This is a genomic window from Brachybacterium sp. GCM10030252 (assembly GCF_042666535.1).
Lineage (GTDB): Bacteria > Actinomycetota > Actinomycetes > Actinomycetales > Dermabacteraceae > Brachybacterium.
On sequence record NZ_JBHTDM010000003.1, the window covers coordinates 236,974 to 256,954 of the forward strand.

At 70.2% G+C, this 19,981-nt stretch carries 20 protein-coding genes; 9 read left to right on the plus strand and 11 right to left on the minus strand.

Annotation, left to right across the window (positions count from 1 at the left end):
- The first annotated feature begins 41 nt into the window (after positions 1–41).
- On the plus strand, positions 42–728 hold the full coding sequence (locus tag ACFQRJ_RS01085; protein WP_377016127.1) for a hypothetical protein: 687 nt from the start codon (positions 42–44) through the stop codon (positions 726–728).
- Positions 729–809: 81 nt separating this feature from the next.
- On the opposite strand, the gene ACFQRJ_RS01090 is transcribed toward ACFQRJ_RS01085, so the two are convergent.
- Positions 810–1,493: a uracil-DNA glycosylase gene (locus tag ACFQRJ_RS01090; protein ID WP_377016129.1), complete on the minus strand. Its 684-nt coding sequence runs from the start codon at positions 1,491–1,493 to the stop codon at positions 810–812.
- A gap of 77 nt (positions 1,494–1,570) precedes the next feature.
- On the opposite strand from ACFQRJ_RS01090, the gene ACFQRJ_RS01095 reads away from it, so the two are divergent.
- The 6 genes from ACFQRJ_RS01095 (at position 1,571) to ACFQRJ_RS01120 (ending at position 7,923) form a co-directional block, all read left to right on the plus strand.
- On the plus strand, positions 1,571–1,900 hold the full coding sequence (locus ACFQRJ_RS01095) for a DUF3263 domain-containing protein (RefSeq protein ID WP_377016131.1): 330 nt from the start codon (positions 1,571–1,573) through the stop codon (positions 1,898–1,900).
- A 96-nt stretch (positions 1,901–1,996) separates the two neighbouring features.
- Entirely contained in the window at positions 1,997–2,617 is a 621-nt protein-coding gene (locus ACFQRJ_RS01100) for a LytR C-terminal domain-containing protein (protein ID WP_377016133.1), read from the plus strand.
- A 382-nt stretch (positions 2,618–2,999) separates the two neighbouring features.
- Positions 3,000–4,649: a chaperonin GroEL gene (gene groL, locus ACFQRJ_RS01105; protein ID WP_377016135.1), complete on the plus strand. Its 1,650-nt coding sequence runs from the start codon at positions 3,000–3,002 to the stop codon at positions 4,647–4,649.
- Between the two features lie 279 nt (positions 4,650–4,928).
- Positions 4,929–6,011 carry a TRAP transporter substrate-binding protein gene (locus ACFQRJ_RS01110; protein WP_377016137.1) on the plus strand — a complete coding sequence of 361 codons (1,083 nt, stop codon included), beginning with the start codon at positions 4,929–4,931 and terminating at the stop codon, positions 6,009–6,011.
- On the plus strand, positions 6,011–6,592 hold the full coding sequence (locus tag ACFQRJ_RS01115; RefSeq protein ID WP_377016139.1) for a TRAP transporter small permease: 582 nt from the start codon (positions 6,011–6,013) through the stop codon (positions 6,590–6,592). The genes ACFQRJ_RS01110 and ACFQRJ_RS01115 overlap by 1 nt, the downstream gene beginning before the upstream one ends.
- A gap of 2 nt (positions 6,593–6,594) precedes the next feature.
- On the plus strand, positions 6,595–7,923 hold the full coding sequence (locus tag ACFQRJ_RS01120; RefSeq protein WP_377016141.1) for a TRAP transporter large permease: 1,329 nt from the start codon (positions 6,595–6,597) through the stop codon (positions 7,921–7,923).
- Positions 7,924–7,983: 60 nt separating this feature from the next.
- Here ACFQRJ_RS01120 and ACFQRJ_RS01125 read toward each other — a convergent pair whose 3' ends face one another.
- The 4 genes from ACFQRJ_RS01125 to ACFQRJ_RS01140 all read right to left on the minus strand — a co-directional run bounded on the left by ACFQRJ_RS01125 (position 7,984) and on the right by ACFQRJ_RS01140 (position 12,138).
- Complete coding sequence (locus ACFQRJ_RS01125; RefSeq protein WP_377016143.1) at positions 7,984–8,814, minus strand: energy-coupling factor transporter transmembrane component T family protein; 831 nt, start codon at positions 8,812–8,814, stop codon at positions 7,984–7,986.
- Between the two features lie 31 nt (positions 8,815–8,845).
- On the minus strand, positions 8,846–10,666 hold the full coding sequence (locus ACFQRJ_RS01130) for a DUF3744 domain-containing protein (protein WP_377016145.1): 1,821 nt from the start codon (positions 10,664–10,666) through the stop codon (positions 8,846–8,848).
- Positions 10,663–11,217, minus strand: coding sequence for an ECF-type riboflavin transporter substrate-binding protein (locus ACFQRJ_RS01135; protein WP_377016147.1), 555 nt, complete (start codon positions 11,215–11,217; stop codon positions 10,663–10,665). Before ACFQRJ_RS01135 ends, ACFQRJ_RS01130 begins: the two co-directional genes overlap by 4 nt.
- 81 nt (positions 11,218–11,298) lie before the next feature.
- Entirely contained in the window at positions 11,299–12,138 is an 840-nt protein-coding gene (locus tag ACFQRJ_RS01140) for an S-adenosyl-l-methionine hydroxide adenosyltransferase family protein (protein WP_377016149.1), read from the minus strand.
- Positions 12,139–12,231: 93 nt separating this feature from the next.
- Here ACFQRJ_RS01140 and ACFQRJ_RS01145 point away from each other — a divergent pair, with 93 nt between their 5' ends.
- Positions 12,232–13,050, plus strand: a complete 819-nt coding sequence (locus tag ACFQRJ_RS01145; RefSeq protein ID WP_377016151.1) for an endonuclease/exonuclease/phosphatase family protein — start codon at positions 12,232–12,234, stop codon at positions 13,048–13,050.
- A gap of 152 nt (positions 13,051–13,202) precedes the next feature.
- On the opposite strand, the gene ACFQRJ_RS01150 is transcribed toward ACFQRJ_RS01145, so the two are convergent.
- Positions 13,203–14,228, minus strand: coding sequence for an LLM class flavin-dependent oxidoreductase (locus ACFQRJ_RS01150; protein WP_377016153.1), 1,026 nt, complete (start codon positions 14,226–14,228; stop codon positions 13,203–13,205).
- Between the two features lie 105 nt (positions 14,229–14,333).
- Between ACFQRJ_RS01150 and ACFQRJ_RS01155 the strand changes: the two genes are divergently transcribed.
- Positions 14,334–15,305 carry an MsnO8 family LLM class oxidoreductase gene (locus tag ACFQRJ_RS01155; protein ID WP_377016155.1) on the plus strand — a complete coding sequence of 324 codons (972 nt, stop codon included), beginning with the start codon at positions 14,334–14,336 and terminating at the stop codon, positions 15,303–15,305.
- Positions 15,306–15,316: 11 nt separating this feature from the next.
- Here ACFQRJ_RS01155 and ACFQRJ_RS01160 read toward each other — a convergent pair whose 3' ends face one another.
- From ACFQRJ_RS01160 to ACFQRJ_RS01180, 5 genes are all read right to left on the minus strand, one after another.
- On the minus strand, positions 15,317–15,676 hold the full coding sequence (locus ACFQRJ_RS01160) for a hypothetical protein (protein WP_377016157.1): 360 nt from the start codon (positions 15,674–15,676) through the stop codon (positions 15,317–15,319).
- Between the two features lie 46 nt (positions 15,677–15,722).
- Entirely contained in the window at positions 15,723–17,117 is a 1,395-nt protein-coding gene (locus ACFQRJ_RS01165) for an FAD-binding oxidoreductase (protein ID WP_377016159.1), read from the minus strand.
- Between the two features lie 278 nt (positions 17,118–17,395).
- Positions 17,396–18,292, minus strand: coding sequence for an ectoine hydroxylase (gene thpD, locus ACFQRJ_RS01170; protein ID WP_377016161.1), 897 nt, complete (start codon positions 18,290–18,292; stop codon positions 17,396–17,398).
- 240 nt (positions 18,293–18,532) lie between these two features.
- The gene (locus tag ACFQRJ_RS01175; RefSeq protein WP_377016163.1) at positions 18,533–19,549 is read right to left on the minus strand and encodes a cation diffusion facilitator family transporter; all 1,017 of its coding nucleotides are present in this window, start codon (positions 19,547–19,549) and stop codon (positions 18,533–18,535) included.
- The gene (locus ACFQRJ_RS01180) at positions 19,546–19,923 is read right to left on the minus strand and encodes an ArsR/SmtB family transcription factor (protein WP_377016379.1); all 378 of its coding nucleotides are present in this window, start codon (positions 19,921–19,923) and stop codon (positions 19,546–19,548) included. Before ACFQRJ_RS01180 ends, ACFQRJ_RS01175 begins: the two co-directional genes overlap by 4 nt.
- Positions 19,924–19,981: the final 58 nt, after the last annotated feature.

A 19,981-nucleotide genomic window follows, 5' to 3' on the forward strand; every position in this document is an offset into this window, starting at 1 on the left:
GGTGCTGTCGGCGGGTGTCGATCTCGGGGGCAGGAGGGACCATGGGGCAGCCACCCCACACAGGGCACGGGGGAGTGCCGACGGGCGGGCAGATGCCGCCGCCGGAGGCCGCGGGGCCGCAGCAGGGCCGGCGGACGGGGATGTGGGTCATGCTCGGCTGCGCCGGGCTGGTGATCGTGCTGCTGCTGCTCGCCGTGACCGGCGGAGTCATCTATCTCGCCACGCAGAGACGCGACCACGGATCGGGCACGGAGACCACTGCCGCCCAGGCCCAGCGCCTCGAGGAGGAGACCTTCAGCCTCGAGTACCCGGCGGGGTGGATCGCGGGCGAGGTCACCTCGGAGGAGGCGGAGACCGGGCTGCTCATCCAGCTGCGCGACGAGGAGATCGACGAGGAGGACTACGAGGCCTACGCCGGCAACTCTCTGGACGTCTACCTCTTCTCGAGCGACCTCCACGCCCAGGCGGAGTGCCAGCAGCAGTCCGCGTTCCTCGGTTTCAGCTGGGACGAGACCGGCGACGCCACTGAGATCGATCCCGTCGAGCTCGATGGTCAGGAGCTCGTGGCCTATCGCGCCACCGGGACGCATGAGGACCAGGACGTGGTCTCGGAGACCTACTGCGCCGATGTCGGCGACCAGGTGATGCAGATCGTCGTGGAGACCTACGGCAGCACGGAGATCTCCCCGGAGCTCCGGCAGATCCTGGAGAGCTGGACCTGGGCGTAGGGACACCGTCCGCAGGCCGCCCCGGCCCGGTCCACGTCTCGGGACGCACTGCGCCGACCCCGGGATGCGACAGACCCGGGGTCAGTCCGGCTGCTCCACGCGCCAGTCGATCGGTGCGGCGCCCTGCTGCTCCAGCAGCGCGTTCGCCCGCGAGAACGGCCGGGACCCGAAGAAGCCGCGGGAGGCCGACAGCGGGCTGGGATGGGCGCTGGCGATGTGCGGCACGCCCCCGAGCATCGGGATCAGCGACTGGGCGTCGCGGCCCCAGAGGATCGCCACCAGCGGACCGCCGCGTGCCACCAGGGCGCGGATCGCGAGCTCGGTGACCTCCTCCCAACCGCGCCGACGGTGGGAGGCGGGGCTGCCGGGTGCCACTGTCAGCACCCGGTTCAGCAGGAGCACCCCCTGGTCCTGCCAGGCGGTCAGGTCCCCGTGCACGGCGCGGGGAATCCCCAGGTCGTCCTCGAGCTCGGTATAGATGTTGGCGAGCGACCGGGGCAGCGGACGCACATCGCGCTCGACGGCGAAGGACAGGCCGATCGGATGTCCCGGCGTCGGATAGGGATCCTGGCCGACGATCAGCACCCGCACGTCGGCCATCGGGCGGGTGAAGGCGCGCAGCACCCGGTCGCCGGAGGGAAGGTATCCCCGGCCGGCGTCCACCTCGGCGCGCAGGAACTCGCCCAGGGCATGGATGCGGTCCTCCACCGGGGACAGTTCGCGGGCCCAATCGGCACTGATGATCTCGGTGAGCGGCTGCGGCATGTGACCAGTCTTCCATCCGCGCCAGGGGTGCGGCGCGCCGCCGATGACCGGCGCCTCGGGAGCCGTACTGTCGGTCCATGCCTTCCGACCACGACGCCTCTGCGGAGCCCGACGCGGCCCGTCAGGGCTCGCAGGACGCCCCGCCGACCGCCTCCTCGGAGCTGTCGGATCTGGATCAGCGCATCCTCGCCCTGGAATCGCGGACGTTCCGCTACGTCGGCTCCAAGGAGCGCGCGATCCGCGAGGAGATCGGGATCTCCAAGGTCGGCTACTACGTGAGGCTGAACACGCTGCTCGACGAGCCGGCGGCGCTGAGGGCGGCCCCGGCACTGGTGAACCGGCTGCGCTCGCAGCGCACCTCCGAGCACGGCGCCGTCCCTGCGCGCGGCGCCGATCGCGTGGCCTGAGCGAGGACCGACCCGGGCCGAGGCGGGTCCGTGCCGAGCCGACGTGCGGGGCGTGTGCTCCGACAACCTGCCGCCCGGAGCAGGTTTAATGGGGCCGTGGCTGATTCCCAGTATCCCTACCCGCCGGACCGTTTCGACGAGGAGGCGGACAGCGCCTCCTTCCACGGCGCCCACCGCGCCGAGGAGCCGTTCTGGCGCCAGAACCTGCTCTACATCATCATCATCGGCGCTGCCGTGGTGATGCTGGTCGTGCTGCTCTTCCTCATCGGCGGCATGGGCGGCAACGGGGACGAGCGGGCCGAGGACCCCACCACACCCGCCGCGAGCGAGTCCAGCGAGGAGGCCCCCGCCGACGGCGAGGAGGCGACCACCGAGGAGGAGCCGGCCCCGGAGCCGGATCTGTCCACTCCCGTGCTGGTCGTCAATGCCGGCGGCATCAACGGGCTGGCCGGAACCTGGGAGGAGACCCTCGAGGGCGAGGGATGGACGGAGGTCGGCGTCGCCACCGCGGACAACACGCAGGAGGAGCCCGTCGTGTTCTACCGCGACGAGGCCGACGCCGAGAGCGCGCAGGCGCTCGCCCAGCAGGTCGGTGCCGGGGAGGCCCGTCAGAGCGATGAGTACGACGCACGCATCACCTTCGTGGCTGTCGACGAACCCGGCGCGGACGCCGAGGGCGAGGACGGCGGCGGCGAGGACGGCGGCGGCGAGGGCTGAATCCCGCAGGCCGAAGGCCTCTCACGCATGCAGGGCGCGCGTCGACCCCCGATCCGGGAGGGCGGCGCGCGTTCTGCATCGTCGGGCGAATGGACTCCCCGGAGGTTCCGCTGCCAGAAGAAGCCGCCTAGGGTTAGCACTCTCCGGGTCGGAGTGCTTATGATGATCTGGCACTCGATGATCGAGAGTGACAGCGCCGATCGGCGAGGCCGCCCTCGAGAGTCGTGAGCCTGTCCGGGGAGCAGTCCGCTGCTTCGCCGGCCACCAACATTCCGGCCCCGTGAGGGATCCGGCGCCGTGGGACATGAACACGGCGTGGGGTGCCGTCCGTCGCGGGCACGAGGGTCGGGTGGACACCACACCACACGGGAGAGATTCCACAATGGCCAAGCTCATCTCTTACGACGAGGAGGCCCGGCGCGGCCTCGAGCGGGGTATGAACCAGCTCGCCGACGCCGTCCGAGTCACCCTCGGCCCCAAGGGCCGCAACGTCGTGCTCGAGAAGTCCTGGGGCGCCCCCACCATCACCAACGACGGCGTGTCGATCGCCAAGGAGATCGAACTCGACGATCCCTACGAGAAGATCGGCGCCGAGCTCGTCAAGGAAGTCGCCAAGAAGACCGACGACATCGCCGGTGACGGCACCACGACCGCCACCGTCCTCGCCCAGGCCCTGGTCAAGGAGGGCCTGCGCAACGTCGCCGCCGGCGCCAGCCCGATGGCGCTCAAGCGCGGCATCGAGAAGGCCGTCGCCGCGGTCTCCGAGACCCTCCTGTCCCAGGCCCACGAGGTCGAGACCAAGGAGCAGATCGCCAACACCGCCGCCATCTCGGCGGCCGACCCGGCCATCGGCGAGCTCATCGCCGAAGCCCTCGACAAGGTCGGCAAGGAAGGCGTGATCACGGTCGAGGAGTCCAACACCATGGGCCTCGAGCTGGAGCTCACCGAGGGCATGCGGTTCGACAAGGGCTTCATCTCGCCCTACTTCGTCACCGACTCCGATCGCCAGGAGACGGTCCTGGAGGATCCCTACATCCTGCTGCTCAGCTCGAAGGTCTCCTCGGTCAAGGACCTGCTGCCGCTGCTGGAGAAGGTCATCCAGTCCAACAAGCCGCTGGCGATCATCTCCGAGGACGTCGAGGGCGAGGCCCTCGCGGTGCTCGTGGTCAACAAGCTGCGCGGCTCCTTCAAGTCCGTGGCCGTCAAGGCTCCCGGCTTCGGCGACCGCCGCAAGGCGATGCTCGAGGACATGGCGATCCTCACCGGCGGCACGGTCATCTCCGAGGAGGTCGGCCTCAAGCTGGAGACCGCCGAGCTGGACCTGCTGGGCCAGGCTCGCAAGATCGTCGTGACCAAGGACGAGACCACGATCGTCGAGGGCTCCGGCGACGCCGAGCGCATCGCCGGCCGCGTCTCCCAGATCCGCACCGAGATCGAGAACTCGGATTCGGACTACGACCGCGAGAAGCTCCAGGAGCGCCTGGCGAAGCTGGCCGGCGGCGTGGCCGTCATCCGGGCCGGCGCGGCCACCGAGGTCGAGCTCAAGGAGCGCAAGCACCGCATCGAGGATGCTGTGCGCAACGCGAAGGCCGCTGTCGACGAGGGCATCGTCGCCGGTGGTGGCGTGGCGCTGCTGCAGGCCGGTAAGGACACCTTCGACAAGCTGGAGCTCACCGGCGAGGAGGCGACCGGCGCGAACATCGTCAAGGTCGCCGTCGAGGCCCCGCTCAAGCAGATCGCCGTCAACGGCGGTCTCGAGGGCGGCGTCGTGGCCGAGAAGGTCAAGAACCTGCCCGTCGGCCACGGCCTCAACGCCGCCACCGGCGAGTACGAGGACCTGGTCGCGGCCGGCATCATCGACCCGGTCAAGGTCACCCGCTCCGCGCTGCAGAACGCCGCGTCCATCGCGGGCCTGTTCCTGACCACCGAGGCCGTCGTGGCCGACAAGCCGGAGCCCAAGGCGCCGGCCGGCGGTGGCGGCGACGACATGGGTGGCATGGGCGGTATGGGAGGCATGGGCGGCATGATGTGATCTCCTGATCACCTGCCGCACGGCTCATCCCGTGTCGCTCGTCCCGTGCGAGTGCAGGGCCCCGATCCTCCTGAGGGAGGGTCGGGGCCCTTCGCATGCTCCGGTCCCGGGCATGTCCGCGTCCCTGCCGGCCCCGGCCCCGGCAACGCGTGGCAAGGGTTGATGCCGGATTCTGCGCGCCTGGCACGCTGATCCGGCTTCACGGCCCTCGGGGGTGCGCACATCGCGCCCCGAGCGCCGCGGCATGTCCATTCGAGGAGGAATGCAGTGCGAACAACGATGTCTCGTCGACGAGACGTCCCCCGCGCCACCGCGGGAGAGCGGCCACCCGGGAAAGGCTTCGGGCGTCGTGGATTCCTGACGGCGCTGCCCGTGGCCGGTGCCGGAACAGCGCTCCTGGGAGGCTGCGTCTCCCGCGCCGGAGCAGTCACCGACGTCGACCGGATCCTGTCCGTCTCGCTCGGCCAGGCCGAGGACCATCCCAGCTACGGGGCCCTGCTCGACTTCGGGGAGCGTCTGGCCGCCGCGACGGACAACCGGTGGGGCGTGCGCGTCTATGCGAACAACTCGCTCGGCGATCAGCAGGAGACCGTCCAGCTCGTCTCGGACGGCGCGATCGACATGGCGGCCATCTCCGGAACCCAGATCGAGAACTCCTCGCCCCGGTTCCTGCCGATGAACGTCCCCGGCGTCTTCGACGACATGGACCACCAGAACCGGGTGATGCTCGACGACTCGATCGTGGGGGAGCTGTTCACCTCCCTCGAACCCGACATGCGGCTGACGGTGCTCGGGGGCTTCACCCAGGGCAGCCGCCACCTCTACACCGCCCCGGGCCCGATCGAGTCCCCCGACGACCTCTCGGGGCTGAAGATCCGGGTGCAGGAGTCGAAGATCTTCCTCGACCTGATCAACGCCATGGGCGGGGTCCCCACCCCGATGGCCTACAGCGAGGTCTACACCGGCCTGCAGGCCGGTGTGCTCGACGGCGCCGAGAACAACGAGATCAGCTACGTCACCCAGCGCCACTACGAGGTCGCCACGCACTACACGCTGACCAATCACCTCATCGGCTTCGACTTCTTCCTGGCCAATACCGACCTGCTCGAGGAGATGGGTCCCGAGGACTCGCGCGCGCTGCGAGAGACGTTCACCGAGACCCAGAACGCGTTCGTGGAGATCTGGCGGCAGGAGACGGAGAAGGCCACCGAGCAGATGCTCGAGCGCGGGGTGGAGATCCACGAGCCAGATCCCGCAGCATTCGCGCCGATCATCGAGGAGACCGGCTACGCGATCCTCCAGGACGAGGCGGACATCGCGATGTACGAGGCGATCCGCGCCGCATCCGAGGAGGCGCCGTGATGGCACGAGCACGATCCGGACTCCTCGCCGCCCTCAAGGTCCTGTGCATCGCGCTGTTCGCGGTCCTCGTGCTCGTGGTGGTCTGGCAGGTCTTCACCCGCCAGGTCCTCCAGAGCCCCAGCGCCTGGACGACGACCACCGCGCAGTACATGTTCGTCTGGCTGGGCCTGTTCGCCATGACGCTGGTCTTCGGCGAACGCGGCCACGTCGCGGTCGACATCATCGCCGAACGAGCACCGCAGCGCCTCCAGCACCTCTTCCGCATCCTGGTCCAGCTGGCCACCCTGCTGTTCAGCCTGCTGGCGATGGTCTGGGGCGGGCTGCGCGGCACGGCGATCTCCTGGGAGCAGACCATCCCCGGCTTCCCCTTCTCCGTCGGCCAGATGTACCTGGCGCTGCCCATCGCAGGCCTCATGATCGCGGCCCTGGCGACCGAGGATCTCGTCCGTGTGGTCCGCGGGGAGCGGCTCGAGCCCACCGCGGAGGCCGGCGACGAGCCGCCTGCGGGGCCGGAGGACGCGGCGCTCCCGACGGGCGCCGCCCGAGCGGCCGACACCGACGACGACACGAAGGGGCGGTGACCATGGATCCGGCACTCCTGGCCAGCATCATCCTCATCATCGGCGTCGTCATCCTGATCGCGGTCGGCGCGCCGATCGCGATCGCGATCGGCCTGCCCTCCGTCATCGCGCTGCTGGCCGTCGTCGGCCCCGAGCCGGCCGTGTTCGTCTCCGCCCAGCGGATGTTCACCGGCGCGAACTCCTTCACCCTGCTCGCGATCCCGTTCTTCGTGCTCGCCGGTCAGCTGATGAACACCGGCGGCGTCGCCGCCCGCCTGATCGACGCCGCCAAAGTCCTGGTGGGACGCATGCCGGGCTCCTTGGCGCAGACCAACGCGGTCGCCAATGCGCTGTTCGGATCGGTCTCCGGCGCCGGCGTCGCCTCCGCGGCCGCAGTGGGAGGGATCCTCGGTCCACGCCAGCGCAAGGACGGGTACGACCCGGCCTTCGCCGCCGCGGTCAACGTGGCCTCCGCACCCTCGGGGATGCTCATCCCGCCCTCGAACACGCTGATCGTGTACTCGCTGGTCTCCTCCACGTCGGTGGCCACGCTGTTCGCCGCCGGCTACGGTCCGGGCCTGGTGTGGGTCCTGGCGTGCGTGGCCACGGTGCTGCTGGTGGCGCTGCGGCGGCGGTCCCTGGTGGGCCACGACGGCGGCGGTGCGACGGGCGGCGTGGGCCTGCGGCTCGGCGTGCTGACCCTGCTGCGCGCCATCCCCGCCGTGTTCATGATCGTGATCGTCATCGGCGGTCTTCTCGCCGGTGTCTTCACCGCGACCGAGTCCGCGGTGATCGCCGTGGTGTACTCGCTGATCCTCGGGTTCATCTACCGTCAGCTCACCGCGAGGAAGCTGCCGGAGGTGTTCCTCGCGGCCACCCGGACGACCGCCGTGGTGCTGTTCCTGATCGCGGTCTCCTCGGTGCTCAGCTGGGTCCTCGCCTACGCGACGATCCCGCAGTCCATCGCCGAGGCGCTGCTGGGCGTCTCGACCTCACCGACGGTGATCCTGCTGCTGATGATGCTGGCGCTGCTGCTGGTGGGGATGTTCATGGATCCCACCCCGGCGATCCTGATCTTCACACCGATCTTCCTGCCCGTGGCCCAGGAGCTCGGGATCGACCCGATCCACTTCGGCATGATGATCACCTTCAACCTGTGCCTGGGGACGATCAGCCCGCCGGTCGGCGTGATCCTGTTCGTCGGCGCCCGGATCGGGCGGGTCAAGGTCGAGCCGGTCATCCGCCGCCTGCTGCCGTTCTACGTGCCGCTGGTGGCCGGGCTGCTGCTGGTCGTGTTCGTCCCGCAGATCTCCCTGTTCCTGCCCGACCTGCTGGGGATGTCCAGCGAGTGAGGGTGCCCGCCGCGGTAGCGGGGCTCGAGGGTCCCGGTACCGCGGCGTCGCCGGTTCGGCTCAGGCAAACGGGTTCCAGAACCGCCCGCCGTTGATCACCAGCAGCACGACCGGGACCACCACCAGTGCCAGCGCGGTGAGCATCACCGCCACGTCGCGGCCGCGCAGCGGGGTGCGCACCGACCAGGTGCGCCCGCGCTCCCGCCCGAACCCGCGCAGCTCCATGGCGGCAGAGACCGACTCGATCCGGTCGAAGGTGCCCAGCAGCAGGGGCATCAGCACGGCGCTGAGATTGCGCACCCGCGCCCTCAGGGGAGCATTGCGGGAGGTGTCGATGCCTCGCGCCTGCTGCGCCTGGGAGATGGTGCGGAACTCGCGCTGGACGTCGGGGATGTACCGCAGCGCGAGGGAGACGGCGTAGGCGATCCGCGCGGGCACCCCGATGCGCGCGAGCGAGGAGGCGAACTCCGGTGGCCTCGTGGTGGCAACGAACAGCAGCACTGCGGGCAGCACCGCGACGTACTTCAGGGTGACGGCGAGCTGGTAGAACAGCTGCTCGGTGGTCAGATCCCAGCGCCAGGGCCCCTCCAGCAGCACATGGCGGGTGCCGAAGAGATCCGTGCCGTAACCGGGGGCGAACAGGAAGATCCCGATGTTGTTCAGGGTGATGAAGACGAGGATCAGCCACAGCACCACCGCGAAGTCCCGCAGCCGGACCCGGGAGACGGCCCAGAGCACGACGGAGGCCAGAGCCACGACGGCCAGGTAGCGCACATCGAATCCCAGCATCGCACCGATCACGACGCCGAGGACGAGGACGAGCTTGGAGACCCCCGAGAGCCTGTGCAGCGGACCGGGGCGGTCCACGTAGCCCAGCAGCGGGGCGCTCAACTCGCGGCTCCGACCGTGAGGGGACCCGGGATCATGCTGCACTCCGGGTGGCGCGATCGACCTCGACGAAACGGCGCACCAGGGCGTGCGCGTCGGCGAGACCGCTCTGCTGCGCCAGCGCGTGCAGGCCCGTGGTCACGAGGTCCGCCCGCCGGGTCAGCTCGGGGTCGGTGAGCACGGCGGCCGGATCGTCATCGGCGAGCAGGACGCCGTCGGACATCACCAGCACGCGGTCGGTGTACTCCAATGCCAGGTGCATGTCGTGGGTGATCAGCACGACGGTGGTGCCGGTCGTGTTCACCTGCCGCAGGAACTCCATGAACTCGGTGTAGTGGGCGAAGTCCTGCCCGGCGGTGGGCTCGTCGAGGATCAGCACCTCGGGCTCGAGCGCCAGCACGGAGGCGATGGTGACGCGCTTCTTCTGGCCATGGCTGAGGGCGGAGACGGGCCAGGAGCGGAACGGGCGCAGCCCGCACACCTCGAGCACGGCGGCGGTGCGGCGGGTGATCTCGTCCTCCGCCATGCCGCGGGCGCGCATGCCCAGCGCGATCTCCTCGGCCACCAGCGGCTTGGAGATCATCTGGCCCGGTTCCTGCAGCACGAAGCCGACGTGCTCCCCGCGCTGGGCGAGGGTCCAGCCCGTGGCGTCGAGCACCCCGATGCGCACGGTGCCGCCGTTGGCGCGCTCGAATCCGCAGATTACGCGTGCCAGGGTGGACTTGCCGGCTCCGTTCGAGCCCAGCACGCCCAGCATCTCCCCGCGGCGCACCCGGGCGGTCACGCCCTCGAGCACGGCGGTGGTGCTCTCGGGGCCAAGGGGTATCTCGCAGCGCACATCCTCGAGGGCCAGGGCCGTCGTACCGGAGCGGGGGAGATCCGAATCCGTGCTCGTCCCTCGGCTCCCAGTGGGGATCGTGCCCGACGGGCCGGGACCCGATCCCATCGCGCTGTCGCCGCCGCTGCGGCCGACCCAGTTGCGCACCGCGCCGATCTGCTCCTCGCTGAGCGCGATCGTCTCCACTCGAGCGGGTCGCTGCTGAGCCGTGACCGGCGTCCCGGCGTAGCGCAGCGCGGCCACGTGCAGCGGCGGCCGGATGCCGTGCTCCTCGAGCAGCCCGGAGGCGACGACCTCGTCGGGCGAGGCATCGAGCACGATCCGACCGCCGGCCATCAGCACGATCCGGTCGACCTCCCGGTGCAGGACATCCTCGAGACGATGCTCGACGAGGACGATCGTGCGGCCGTGATCGCGGTGGAGCGTATCGATCAGCTCCACCGCGGAGCGGCCGGTGGCGGGGTCCAGGTTCGCCAGGGGCTCGTCGAACAGCAGCACCTCGACGTCGTCGACCAGCACGCCCGCGATCGCGACCCTCTGCTTCTGGCCGCCGGAGAGGTTCTGCGGGGCATCCTCCAGGCGATCACCGATGCCGGCCAGGGCCGCGGCGCGGGCCACGCGGGCAGGCATCTCGGCGTGGGGCACCTGCTGGTTCTCGAGGCTGAAGGCGATGTCCTCGCCGACGGTGAGGCCGACGAACTGGCTGTTGCTGTCCTGGAGCACTGTGCCGACCCCGGCCGCGGTCTCCACCAGCGGCACCGCGGCCGGATCCTTGCCGAGCACCCGGATGCTCCCACCGGCCTCGCCGCGGTGGCGGTGCGGGATCAGGCCATTGATCGCGCTGATCAGCGTGGATTTCCCCGAACCGGAGGCACCGACCACGGCGATCTTCTCCCCGCGCCGGATCCGCAGGTCGATGTCGTGCAGCGTCGGCTCGGACTGCGCGCGGTACTGGAAGGAGTACCCGCGCAGCTCGATGAGCACATCGCCGGCGCTGGATGGGGACGGCGCCGTCACTGGTCGTGGCTCAGCGACCCGGTCCTGGTGCGGGTGCGGGCGTAGATCGAGAGGATGATCGTGCCGATGATGCAGGCGGTCAGTGAGTTCGAGACGAAGGCCAGGGTGCCCTGCGCCCACACCTTGCCGGCCGGCTCGGCGTAGATCAGCACGTCGCCCAGCGGTGCGATGAGGAGCCAGGAGAGGGCGTTGGCGAGGATGATCGCGAGGTTCACGCGGATCGCGGTGCTCCTGCCGAATTCGCCGTCCCCGATCGCATGGCGCAGCACGAGCAGGCCGACCACCAGGCCGAACACGCCCGAGGCCAGCTCCCAGCTGATCCAGATCCCGAACCCGGTGGCATCGATCAGGAGGTGACCGAGGAATCCGGCGAGCGCCCCCACCAGCGGCCCGTAGAGCACGGCGAAGACGGCGAGGATCGCGTACTGGATGCTGATGGAGGTGTTCGGGACGAACGAGGGGATCGCGACGAAGCGACCGAGCACGAAGAACAGGGCGGCACCGATGCCGATCGCGACCACCTGGGTCACCGGCGAGTACGTACGGTTCATGAGGGTTCCTTCGGGAGCGGCGGGCAGGAGGATGAGGCGAGTCGGGGTGCCGGGGAGGCACGTCGGAGGAGCATCGCTATGTCAGCGCACCGGCACCAGGGTCACGCGCCAGGAGGCGCCGGTGCCGAGCGCGAAGGCGCGCGCGTAGTGGCCGCGATTGATGGCGATCGCCATCCGGTCCAGGGAGTTCACGTACAGCAGCGACTCTCCCACCTCGACCGCCGCGAAGGATCGGGCGTAGGTGACCTGGGCGGCGTGGACGACGGTGTCGTGATGGTGGACGCGGACGGTGACCCGATCGCCGGGCTCGACACCGAGCTCGCGGAACAGCGGCCGCGGGATCGAGGTCCACAGCGAGCCGTAGCGCACGTCCAGGGTGTCGATGGTGCCGACGACGGCCCCCTCGGTGAGCTCCGGCTCGATCACCGGCAGACGGACCAGGGTCGAGAGATCCAGACTCGGGCCCACCTCCTCGTAGGTGGTGGTGCCGGAGGCCAGCCGTGCCCCCGTGAACGCATAGATGTCGCGGCCGTGGAAGGTGTAGGACTCCTCGGAGCCCGGCCGCCGGTTCCTGGTCTCGTCGATCTCCCTCAGCTCGGTGATCCCGAAGAGCTGGTCGAGGTGGGTGAGCGTGCCGTTGTCGGGCGTGACCACGTAGTGGCCCGTCGCGGTCCGCGCGACCACGGACAGCCGGTCCGAACCGACACCCGGGTCCACCACCGAGACGAACACCGTGCCCGCCGGCCAGTAGGTGAGCACCTGGGCGAGACGGTAGGAGCCCTCCCAGATGTCGTACGGCGGGATGTTGTGGGTGACGTCGTGGATTCGCAGCGTGGGATCGACGCCCACGGCGACGCCGTACATGGCGCTGACCGCGCCGTCGTCGAGTCCGAAATCCGATTGCAGCACCAGAGCGTTCATAGGCGAATTATGCGGGTTCGCCGCTTCGGCGTGCGGGGCGTCCCACGGACGGCCCCTCGTCACGAGCGTGAGGCGTGAGACATGATGGGGAGCATGATCCTCCCGTCCGCGCAGCCGCCCGCCCTGAGCGTCCTGACCCAGAACATCCGCCTGCACCGCCCCGGCACCGTGGCCGGCCAGGCGGATCACTGGGACGACCGCGCCCCGGTGCTGGTCGATCTGCTGCGCTCGGCCGACGCCGACGTGGTCGGCACCCAGGAGGTGCTGGCCTCGCAGATCCCGGTTCTCGACGAGGCCCTCGCGGCGAGCCACCTGCGGCTGGGGTACGGCCGTGAGGGCGGTGGCCGCGGCGAGCACAACCTGCTGTTCGTCCGTCGTGAGCGGTTCGAGCTGCTGGACTGGGACCAGTTCTGGGTCTCCGAGGAGCCGGAGCTGATCGGCTCGGTGGGTTGGGATGCGCACTGCCCGCGGATCGCCGTGTGGGCGCGCGTGCGCGACCGCGCCGGCGGTGGTGACCTGGTGCTGGCGGTGACGCACCTCGACCACGCCGGGCACGTGGCCCGCGAGAAGGGCGCCGGGGTGATCGCCCAGCGGCTGCGCGAGGTGGCCGACGGGATCCCCGCCGTGCTGATGGGCGATTTCAACGCCGCCGCCGGGGAGAGCACCCCCTGGCGCGTGCTGCGCGATGCCGGCTTCGAGGACGCCCACGACGAGACGGGCGCTCTCGAGGGCGAGGACATCGGCACGTTCCCGGACTACCGGCGACCCGAGGCCGGGGCCGCGCGCATCGACTGGATCATGACCCGCGGGCTGACGGTCGAGGCCTACGCCGCCCACGTCCACGACATCCAGGGCGTGGCCGCGAGCGACCACGCCGCCGTCACCGCCGTGGTCCGTCCCGACCAGGCCTGAGCACCGCTCTCCCCGCCTCCGCCGCGGGGTCGTCGATCGCTCCGGATCGGGTGTCCCGTCGGCGCCTGCACGTCCTGCGGGGCGCGACCATTGCCGTCAGGCGTCAGGCGTCAGGCGTCAGGCGTCAGGCGTCAGCCGTCAGCCGTCAGCCGTCAGCCGTTGGCCTCCGTGCCGAGCCCCCAGGCCTCGGCCAGCAGCTCAAGTCCCTTGAGCCGGTCGGCGGGGTCGTAATAGTAGGCGGTGAGGATCAGCTCGTCGGCCCCGGTCGTCGCCACGATCTCCTCCAGCTGGCGCACGACGGTGGCGGGGGAGCCGACGGCCCGGATCGAGAGTGTCTGGTCGACCTGCTGGAGGAGATGATCGGCGGCGACCTCCTCGATCGGCCGCGGCGGCTGGATCTTCTGCCGCTGGCCGGTGACCACGCCGAGGAACATCTGCTGCAGCGTGGAGAAGTGCCGCTGCGCCTCCTCGTCGGTCTCGGCGACGACCAGGTTGACCCCGACCATGGTGTGCGGGCGCTCGATCTGAGCGGACTTCGCGGACGGATCGAACTCCGAGCGGTAGGTCTCCAGCGCCTGCAGGTACTGGAACGGCGCGAAGTGCGAGGCCACCGAGAAGGGCATGCCCAGCTGTCCGGCCAGGCGCGCCCCGTTGGCTGTCGAGCCCAGGATCCACATGGGCACCTCGGTGCCCTGGGCGACCGACGCACTGATCGGCAGGCCCCCGGCCGAGGGCTCCTCCCGTGACCAGTCGCGCATCTGCTCGACCGCCGCGATGAAGGCCTGCGGTTCGGCCGACGTGCGGGCCAGCAGCTGCGCGGTGAGCTGGTCGGTGCCGGGTGCCCGCCCGAGCCCGAGATCGATGCGGTCGCCGTGGAACTGGGCGAGGGTGCCGAACTGCTCGATCACCGCCAGCGGGGAGTGGTTGGGCAGCATGATCCCGCCGGAGCCCACTCGGATCCGCTGTGTCATCGAGGCGGCGCGATCGATCAGCAGCGATGTCGCCGAGGAGGCGAGGGACTCGGTGTTGTGGTGCTCGGCGAACCAGTAGCGCTCGTAGCCGAGCCGGTCGGCGGTCCGGGCGCCCTCCATGGACGCAGAGATCGCCTCCCGCACCGTCATGCCTTCCGAGATGGAGACGAGGTCGAGGATCGAGAGCGGAACGTGAGGCGCAGTCATACCTCGAGCGTATCGACGTGCATCGGGCCGGACCCCGCTGATAGTTGAGATTTTTCAGACCTCCGGATCGGGAAGCTCAGCGGCGTGGCCCGCGTTGATCACGGCATGAGGCTCTCCCTGCTCGACCGCTCCCGCACGCGCAGCGACGAGGAGGAGGGCACCGCTCTCGTCCACACGGTGGAGCGGGCGCAGCAGGTCGAGGCGGCCGGCTACCACCGCTTCTGGGTCGCCGAGCACCATGCGGTGCCGGGCATCGCGAGCGGCTCCCCGGCAGTGCTGCTGGGCGCTGTCGGCGCTCAGACCTCCACGATCCGTCTCGGCTCCGGCGGTGTCATGCTGCCCAACCACCGCCCGCTCGTGGTCGCCGAGCAGTTCCAGATGCTCGAGGGTCTCTATCCCGGTCGTGTCGACCTGGGCCTGGGTCGTTCGCTCGGCTTCACCGAACCGGTGCGCCGCGCGCTGGGGCGCCTGGAGTCCGACACGGAGAGCTTCGCCGCGGAGATCGCGGAGGTGCGCGCCCACCTCGCCGGGGAGGCCGACGTCACCGCGCATCCTCGCCCCACTGCGGAGATCCCCCTGTTCGTCCTGGCGACCGGCGCGGGCCTGGAAGTCGCCGCGCAGCTCGGCCTGCCCGTCGTGATCGGCGGGCCCATCCTGGATGCACCGGAGCTGCCCGAGCGCCTGGCCGCCTACCGCCGCGCGTTCCGGTCCCATCACGGCAGCTCGCCGATGGTGATCGCCTCGGCCGACGCCCTGATCGCCGACACCGACGCTGAGGCCCGCGAGCTGGCCCTGCCCGAGGTGTGGGCCATGGCCCGCTCGCGCACCACGGGGATGTTCGAGGCGCTCGAGCCGGTCGCGCAGATCCGTCGGACCACCTGGAGCAGCAAGGAGCGCCAGCGCGTGGAGAAGGGCCTGGACGCGACCATCACCGGCACGGCGGAGACCGTGAGCCGCCGCCTCCAGCAGATCATCGAACGCACCGGGGCTCAGGAGATCCTCTCGAGCGCCTCGACCTATGACCGCGCAGCGCTCGCTGACTCCGACGTGCGCCTCGCCGAGCTGTTGCTGGATTGACGGAGAATAATTCACTCCGAATCCGACGAGGACTCCGGCTCTCGGCTCGATCGGCCTCTCCACGCTGCCTGACCGAGCAGCAGCGTCGGCGTGATCAACAGCGCCGAGATCGCAGTGTTCCGGGTCCGGACCCGTTCGCAGGCGCGATGCAGCCGTTCCTGGTCGCCCCCGCTCCACTCCGTCGGATCGCTGGCGTTGTGGGGCTCCCTGGGGAGGAGATAGGCATCCTCCACCGGCTCTAGGACGGCGAAGCAGGGTTGTCGGTCATACAGGTGGCTGTACGTCACGGTGGGACGCCACAGCAACAGCCACAGGATCGCGATCGCTCCCACGGCCGCCAGGACACCGAAATAGATCGCCTGCTTCCTCATCGTGAACCCTCGAATTCTTCAGAGTGGTCGAAACGCGGTCGATTCGTCACAGCCCCTTGCCGGGATTGAGGATCCCGGTGGGATCGAAGACGTCCTTGAGGCGGCGCTGGAGATCACGGGAGACGTCGGAGAGCTCGAGGTCGAGCCAGCCCTGTTTGGCGGTGCCGATGCCGTGCTCGCCGCTGATCGTCCCGCCCAGGGCGAGGGCGGCCCGCACCATGTCGTCCGCCGCAGCGAGGATCGGGGCCGGCAGCTCCGCGGCCGCGTCATGCTCCCCGCGCGGCAGCGACAGCGCCGGATGCAGGTTCCCGTCGCCCGCGTGGGCGACGGCAGAGGCGCGGATCCCATGGGCGCGACCGATCGCCTCGAGCTCGGCGTAGGCCTCGGCGAGGCGGGACTTGGGCACCGCCACGTCCTCCCCGAGGCGGAACCGGCCGGCGCCGGAACCACGGGCAGTGCGGCGCAGCTGCCACAGCTGCTCGGCCTCGGCCTCGTCGTCGATGGGGGACACCTCGGCTCCGGCGGCGGTGAGGGCGGCCACCAGATCCCGGGTCTGGTCCTCGATCCCGTAGCCGTCGAGCTCGATCAGCAGCACGGCCGTGGCGCCCTGGCTGATCCCGGCGCCGGTGCGCTCGTCGATGTCCTGCAGCGTCCCGGCGTCCATCAGCTCGGTCGCGGCCGGTCGCACCGGGCTCCGCGAGATCGCCCCGACCGCGGCGGCGGCCGCCGTGGTGGAGGGGAACCGTGCGAGCACGGTCCGGCGTGCGACCGGCACCGGATGGATGCGCAGGGTCGCGGCGACCACCACGGCCAAGGTCCCTTCCGAGCCGACCAGCAGCTGCGTGAGGTCCAACCCCGTCACGCCCTTGATCGAGCGGTGGCCGGTGCGCAGGAAGGTGCCGTCGGCCAGCACCACGTCCAGTGCCAGCACGGATTCCCGGGTCACGCCGTACTTGGCGCAGTGCAGACCGCCGGCATTGGTGGCGATGTTGCCGCCGATGCTGGAGAGCGTGGCACTGGCGGGATCGGGAGCGTAGAAGAAGCCGTGGGGCGCCAGCGCTGCCGAGAGGTCCGCGGTGACCACGCCCGGCTCGACCACGGCGACCTCGTCGATCGGATCGATCTCGCGGATCGCGGTCAGTCGTTCCAGGCCCAGGACGATGCAGCCCTCACCCGCGCTCGCTCCGCCGGAGAGTCCCGAGCCCGCTCCGCGGGGCACGACGGCGGTGCCGGTGGCGTGGGCCAGCCGCAAGGTCGCCTGCACGCCCTCGACGTCGTGGGGGAGGGCCAGGATGAAGCCGAGGCCCGGCACGCCGGGGACCGCATAGTCACCGCCGTACCTGGTCTCGGGGTCCTCGAACACGGCGTCCGCGCCCAGGTCGGTGCGCAGGAGTGCGGCGAGATCGTCGAGATCGGTGCCGGATGCCGGGGGACCGGTCATTCGAAGCTCCTCGTCAGGGCTGGAAGGTCGTCGCCCATGGTGGGCTCTTCCTGCCACGGTGGTGTGTGCTCCCCATGGTGGGACACCGTGCGCGGAGGCGCGAACGGTGCTCATCCCGCGCCCGGATCCAGGTCGGTGCCCGGGAAGCCGGGCCCTACCTCGTGCGCACCGCGAGCACGGTCTCCATCGCCTGAGCAGGGCGGGCGCATCCCGTGGACGGCAGGAGCGGGGCACCCGGTCATCACCGGGTGCCCCGCTCCTGCCCTTCGCCGGTATGGTCAGCGCAGCGGCTGAACGTCCCGGTGGGCGATGTGGTCCGGGCGCGGCGCGGAGGCCGCGAACGGTTCCTGGAGCTCGTTCTCGACGCTGTTGAACACCATGAAGATGTTCGAGCGCGGGAACGGAGTGATGTTGTTGCCGGAGCCGTGCATGATGTTCGAGTCGAACCACAGTGCGGAGCCGGCGGGACCGGTGAACTGGTCGATCCCGTGCCGGTGGGCCATGTCGGTGATGACCTCCTGGGAGGGCACGCCGACCGTCTGCTCCTTCAGCGAGGACTTGTGGTTGTCCTCCGGGGTCTCACCCAGGCTCGGCACGAAGGTGCGGTGGGAGCCGGGCATCACCATCAGCCCGCCGTTGTAGGGGAAGTTCGGCGTCAGCGCGATCGAGCAGCTGACGGCGCGGGGCAGCGGCATGCCGTCCTCGGCGTGCCAGGTCTCGAAATCCGAGTGCCAGTAGAACCCGCTGCCCTTGAACCCGGGCATGTAGTTGATCCGGGTCTGGTGCAGGTACACCTCGGAACCCAGCAGCTGACGCGCGCGATCCAGCACCCGCGGGTCGCGGGCGAGCTGGTCGATCAGGTCGCTGAGCTGCTGGACCGCGAAGATCGAGCGGACCTCGCCGGAGGCGCGCTCGGTGATCACCCGCTCGTCCTCGCGCAGCGACTCATCGCCGGTCAGCCGGTTCAGCTCCTGCCGATAGGTCATCACCTCATCGGGGGCGATGAAGTCCTGCAGGATGGTGAAACCCCGCTGCTCGTGCGCCGTCAGCTCCTCGGCGTCGAAGGGGCCGTCGTCCGGGGTTCCCCAGACGGTGGGGTGCTCACGGGCGTAGGGCTCCATCACCTCCGTGAGTCGGGTGCGGTAGTGATCGTCGGTCATGGTCGCCGTGGACATGGTTTCCTTTCCTCGATCGTGCTCGCATCGGCGGCATGCCCCACGCCGATGGCACGACCCGGGACATGCCGATGCCGGGCGGGAAGCCCGGCAGTGTCGGGAGGCTACATGGCAAGGCGCGAGTGTTCTACCTGGTCGTCGCTTCGCCGGCTCAGTTGATGGGGTGGAGATGCCGGCTCGCAGCGGGGGTGGGGACCCTGCGGCGGCATCTGCTGCGCCTGGTGCCGGACGGATGGACGCCTATGCAGTCCCGTGGCCGGTGCCGTCGCTGCCATGCTGCGGCGGGCGGGTCGGATCGTGCTCGTCGTCGTGGATCTGGACGTGGGCCGTGGGGATGTCCTCGTAGGAGGCCGGATCGGAGATCGGCTCGAGGTGGGTGAGCACGGTGAGGTCGGGCAAGCTCTCGCGCAGCTCGTCCTCGAGGCCCTCGATGTAGTCGTGCCCCACTTTGACGGTCCACTCGTCGGGCACCAGCACGTGGACGTTCATGTACTTCTGCTGGCCGGCCTCGCGGGTCTGGAGCCCGTGGAAGGTGACGTTCCCGTCGGTGCGGCGACGCAGGACGTCGGTGATGACGTCGTGGTCCTCCTCGGGCAGGGCCTTGTCCAGCAGCCCGGAGACCGATTCGTTGATCAGGCCGATGCCGGTGACGATGATGTTCACGCCCACGGCGAAGGCGATGATCGGATCCAGACGCTCCCAGCCGGTCAGCGCCACCAGACCGACCCCGATCAGCACGCCGGCGCTGGTGACCACGTCGGTCATGAGGTGCTTGCCGTCGGCCCGCAGGGTGATCGAGCGGTGCGCCTTCCCGGCGCGCAGCAGGACCAGGGCGACGCCGCCGTTGATCAGGGAGGCGAGCACCACGATGATCAGGCCGATGCCGAGGTTCTCCAGCGGGCGCGGGTTCACGAAGCGCTCGACGGCGGTGACCAGGATGACCGCAGCCGCCACGAAGATCATCACGCCCTCGACCGCGGCGGAGAAATACTCGGCCTTCGCCCGGCCGTAGAGATAGCGCTCGGTGGCGGGGCGGGCCGCGACCGTCAGCGCGATCAGGGCCACCACGGCCGCGACCAGGTTCACCGTGGATTCGGCGGCGTCGGAGAGCAGGCCGACGGAGTCCGTCAGCGCCCACGCCCCCGTCTTCAGCGCGATCGTGAGGATCGCGGCGATGATCGAGAGCCACGCGTACCGGCGCAGGTCGACCTTCGTGGGCTCGGCCGCAGCAGGGCTCTGCGGGGGTGGGGGCGTCATGCGGGGGAGTCCTTCGGCGGGGGGTCGGGGGCGAGCGTCCCGTCGGGCGCGATGTGCTCGAAGATCTGCTCGACCAGGGAGAGCACGTGCGGATCGTCGACGGTGTAGTAGCTGTGGCGGCCCTCGCGGCGGGCGGAGACGATGCCGGCCAGGCGCAGCTTGCTCAGATGCTGACTGGTGGTGGGCAGGCTCAGCCCGACCCGCGCAGCCAGGGTGCCGACGTCCAGGTGGCCCGAGCTCATGAGCTGGACGAGGTGGAGACGGGCGGGGCTGGCGAGCATCGCGAAGGTGTCGGCGGCCGCGGCGAGTTGCGGTTCGGTGGGTTCCGCGTGCTGGCGGTGGCTGGCCGCCTCGGCGGCCGGACCGGACGTCATCGGGGTGTGCACGTCGGCGAGTCTGCCGTGGATTGCATGGTTGCGCAAGGAACGAAGT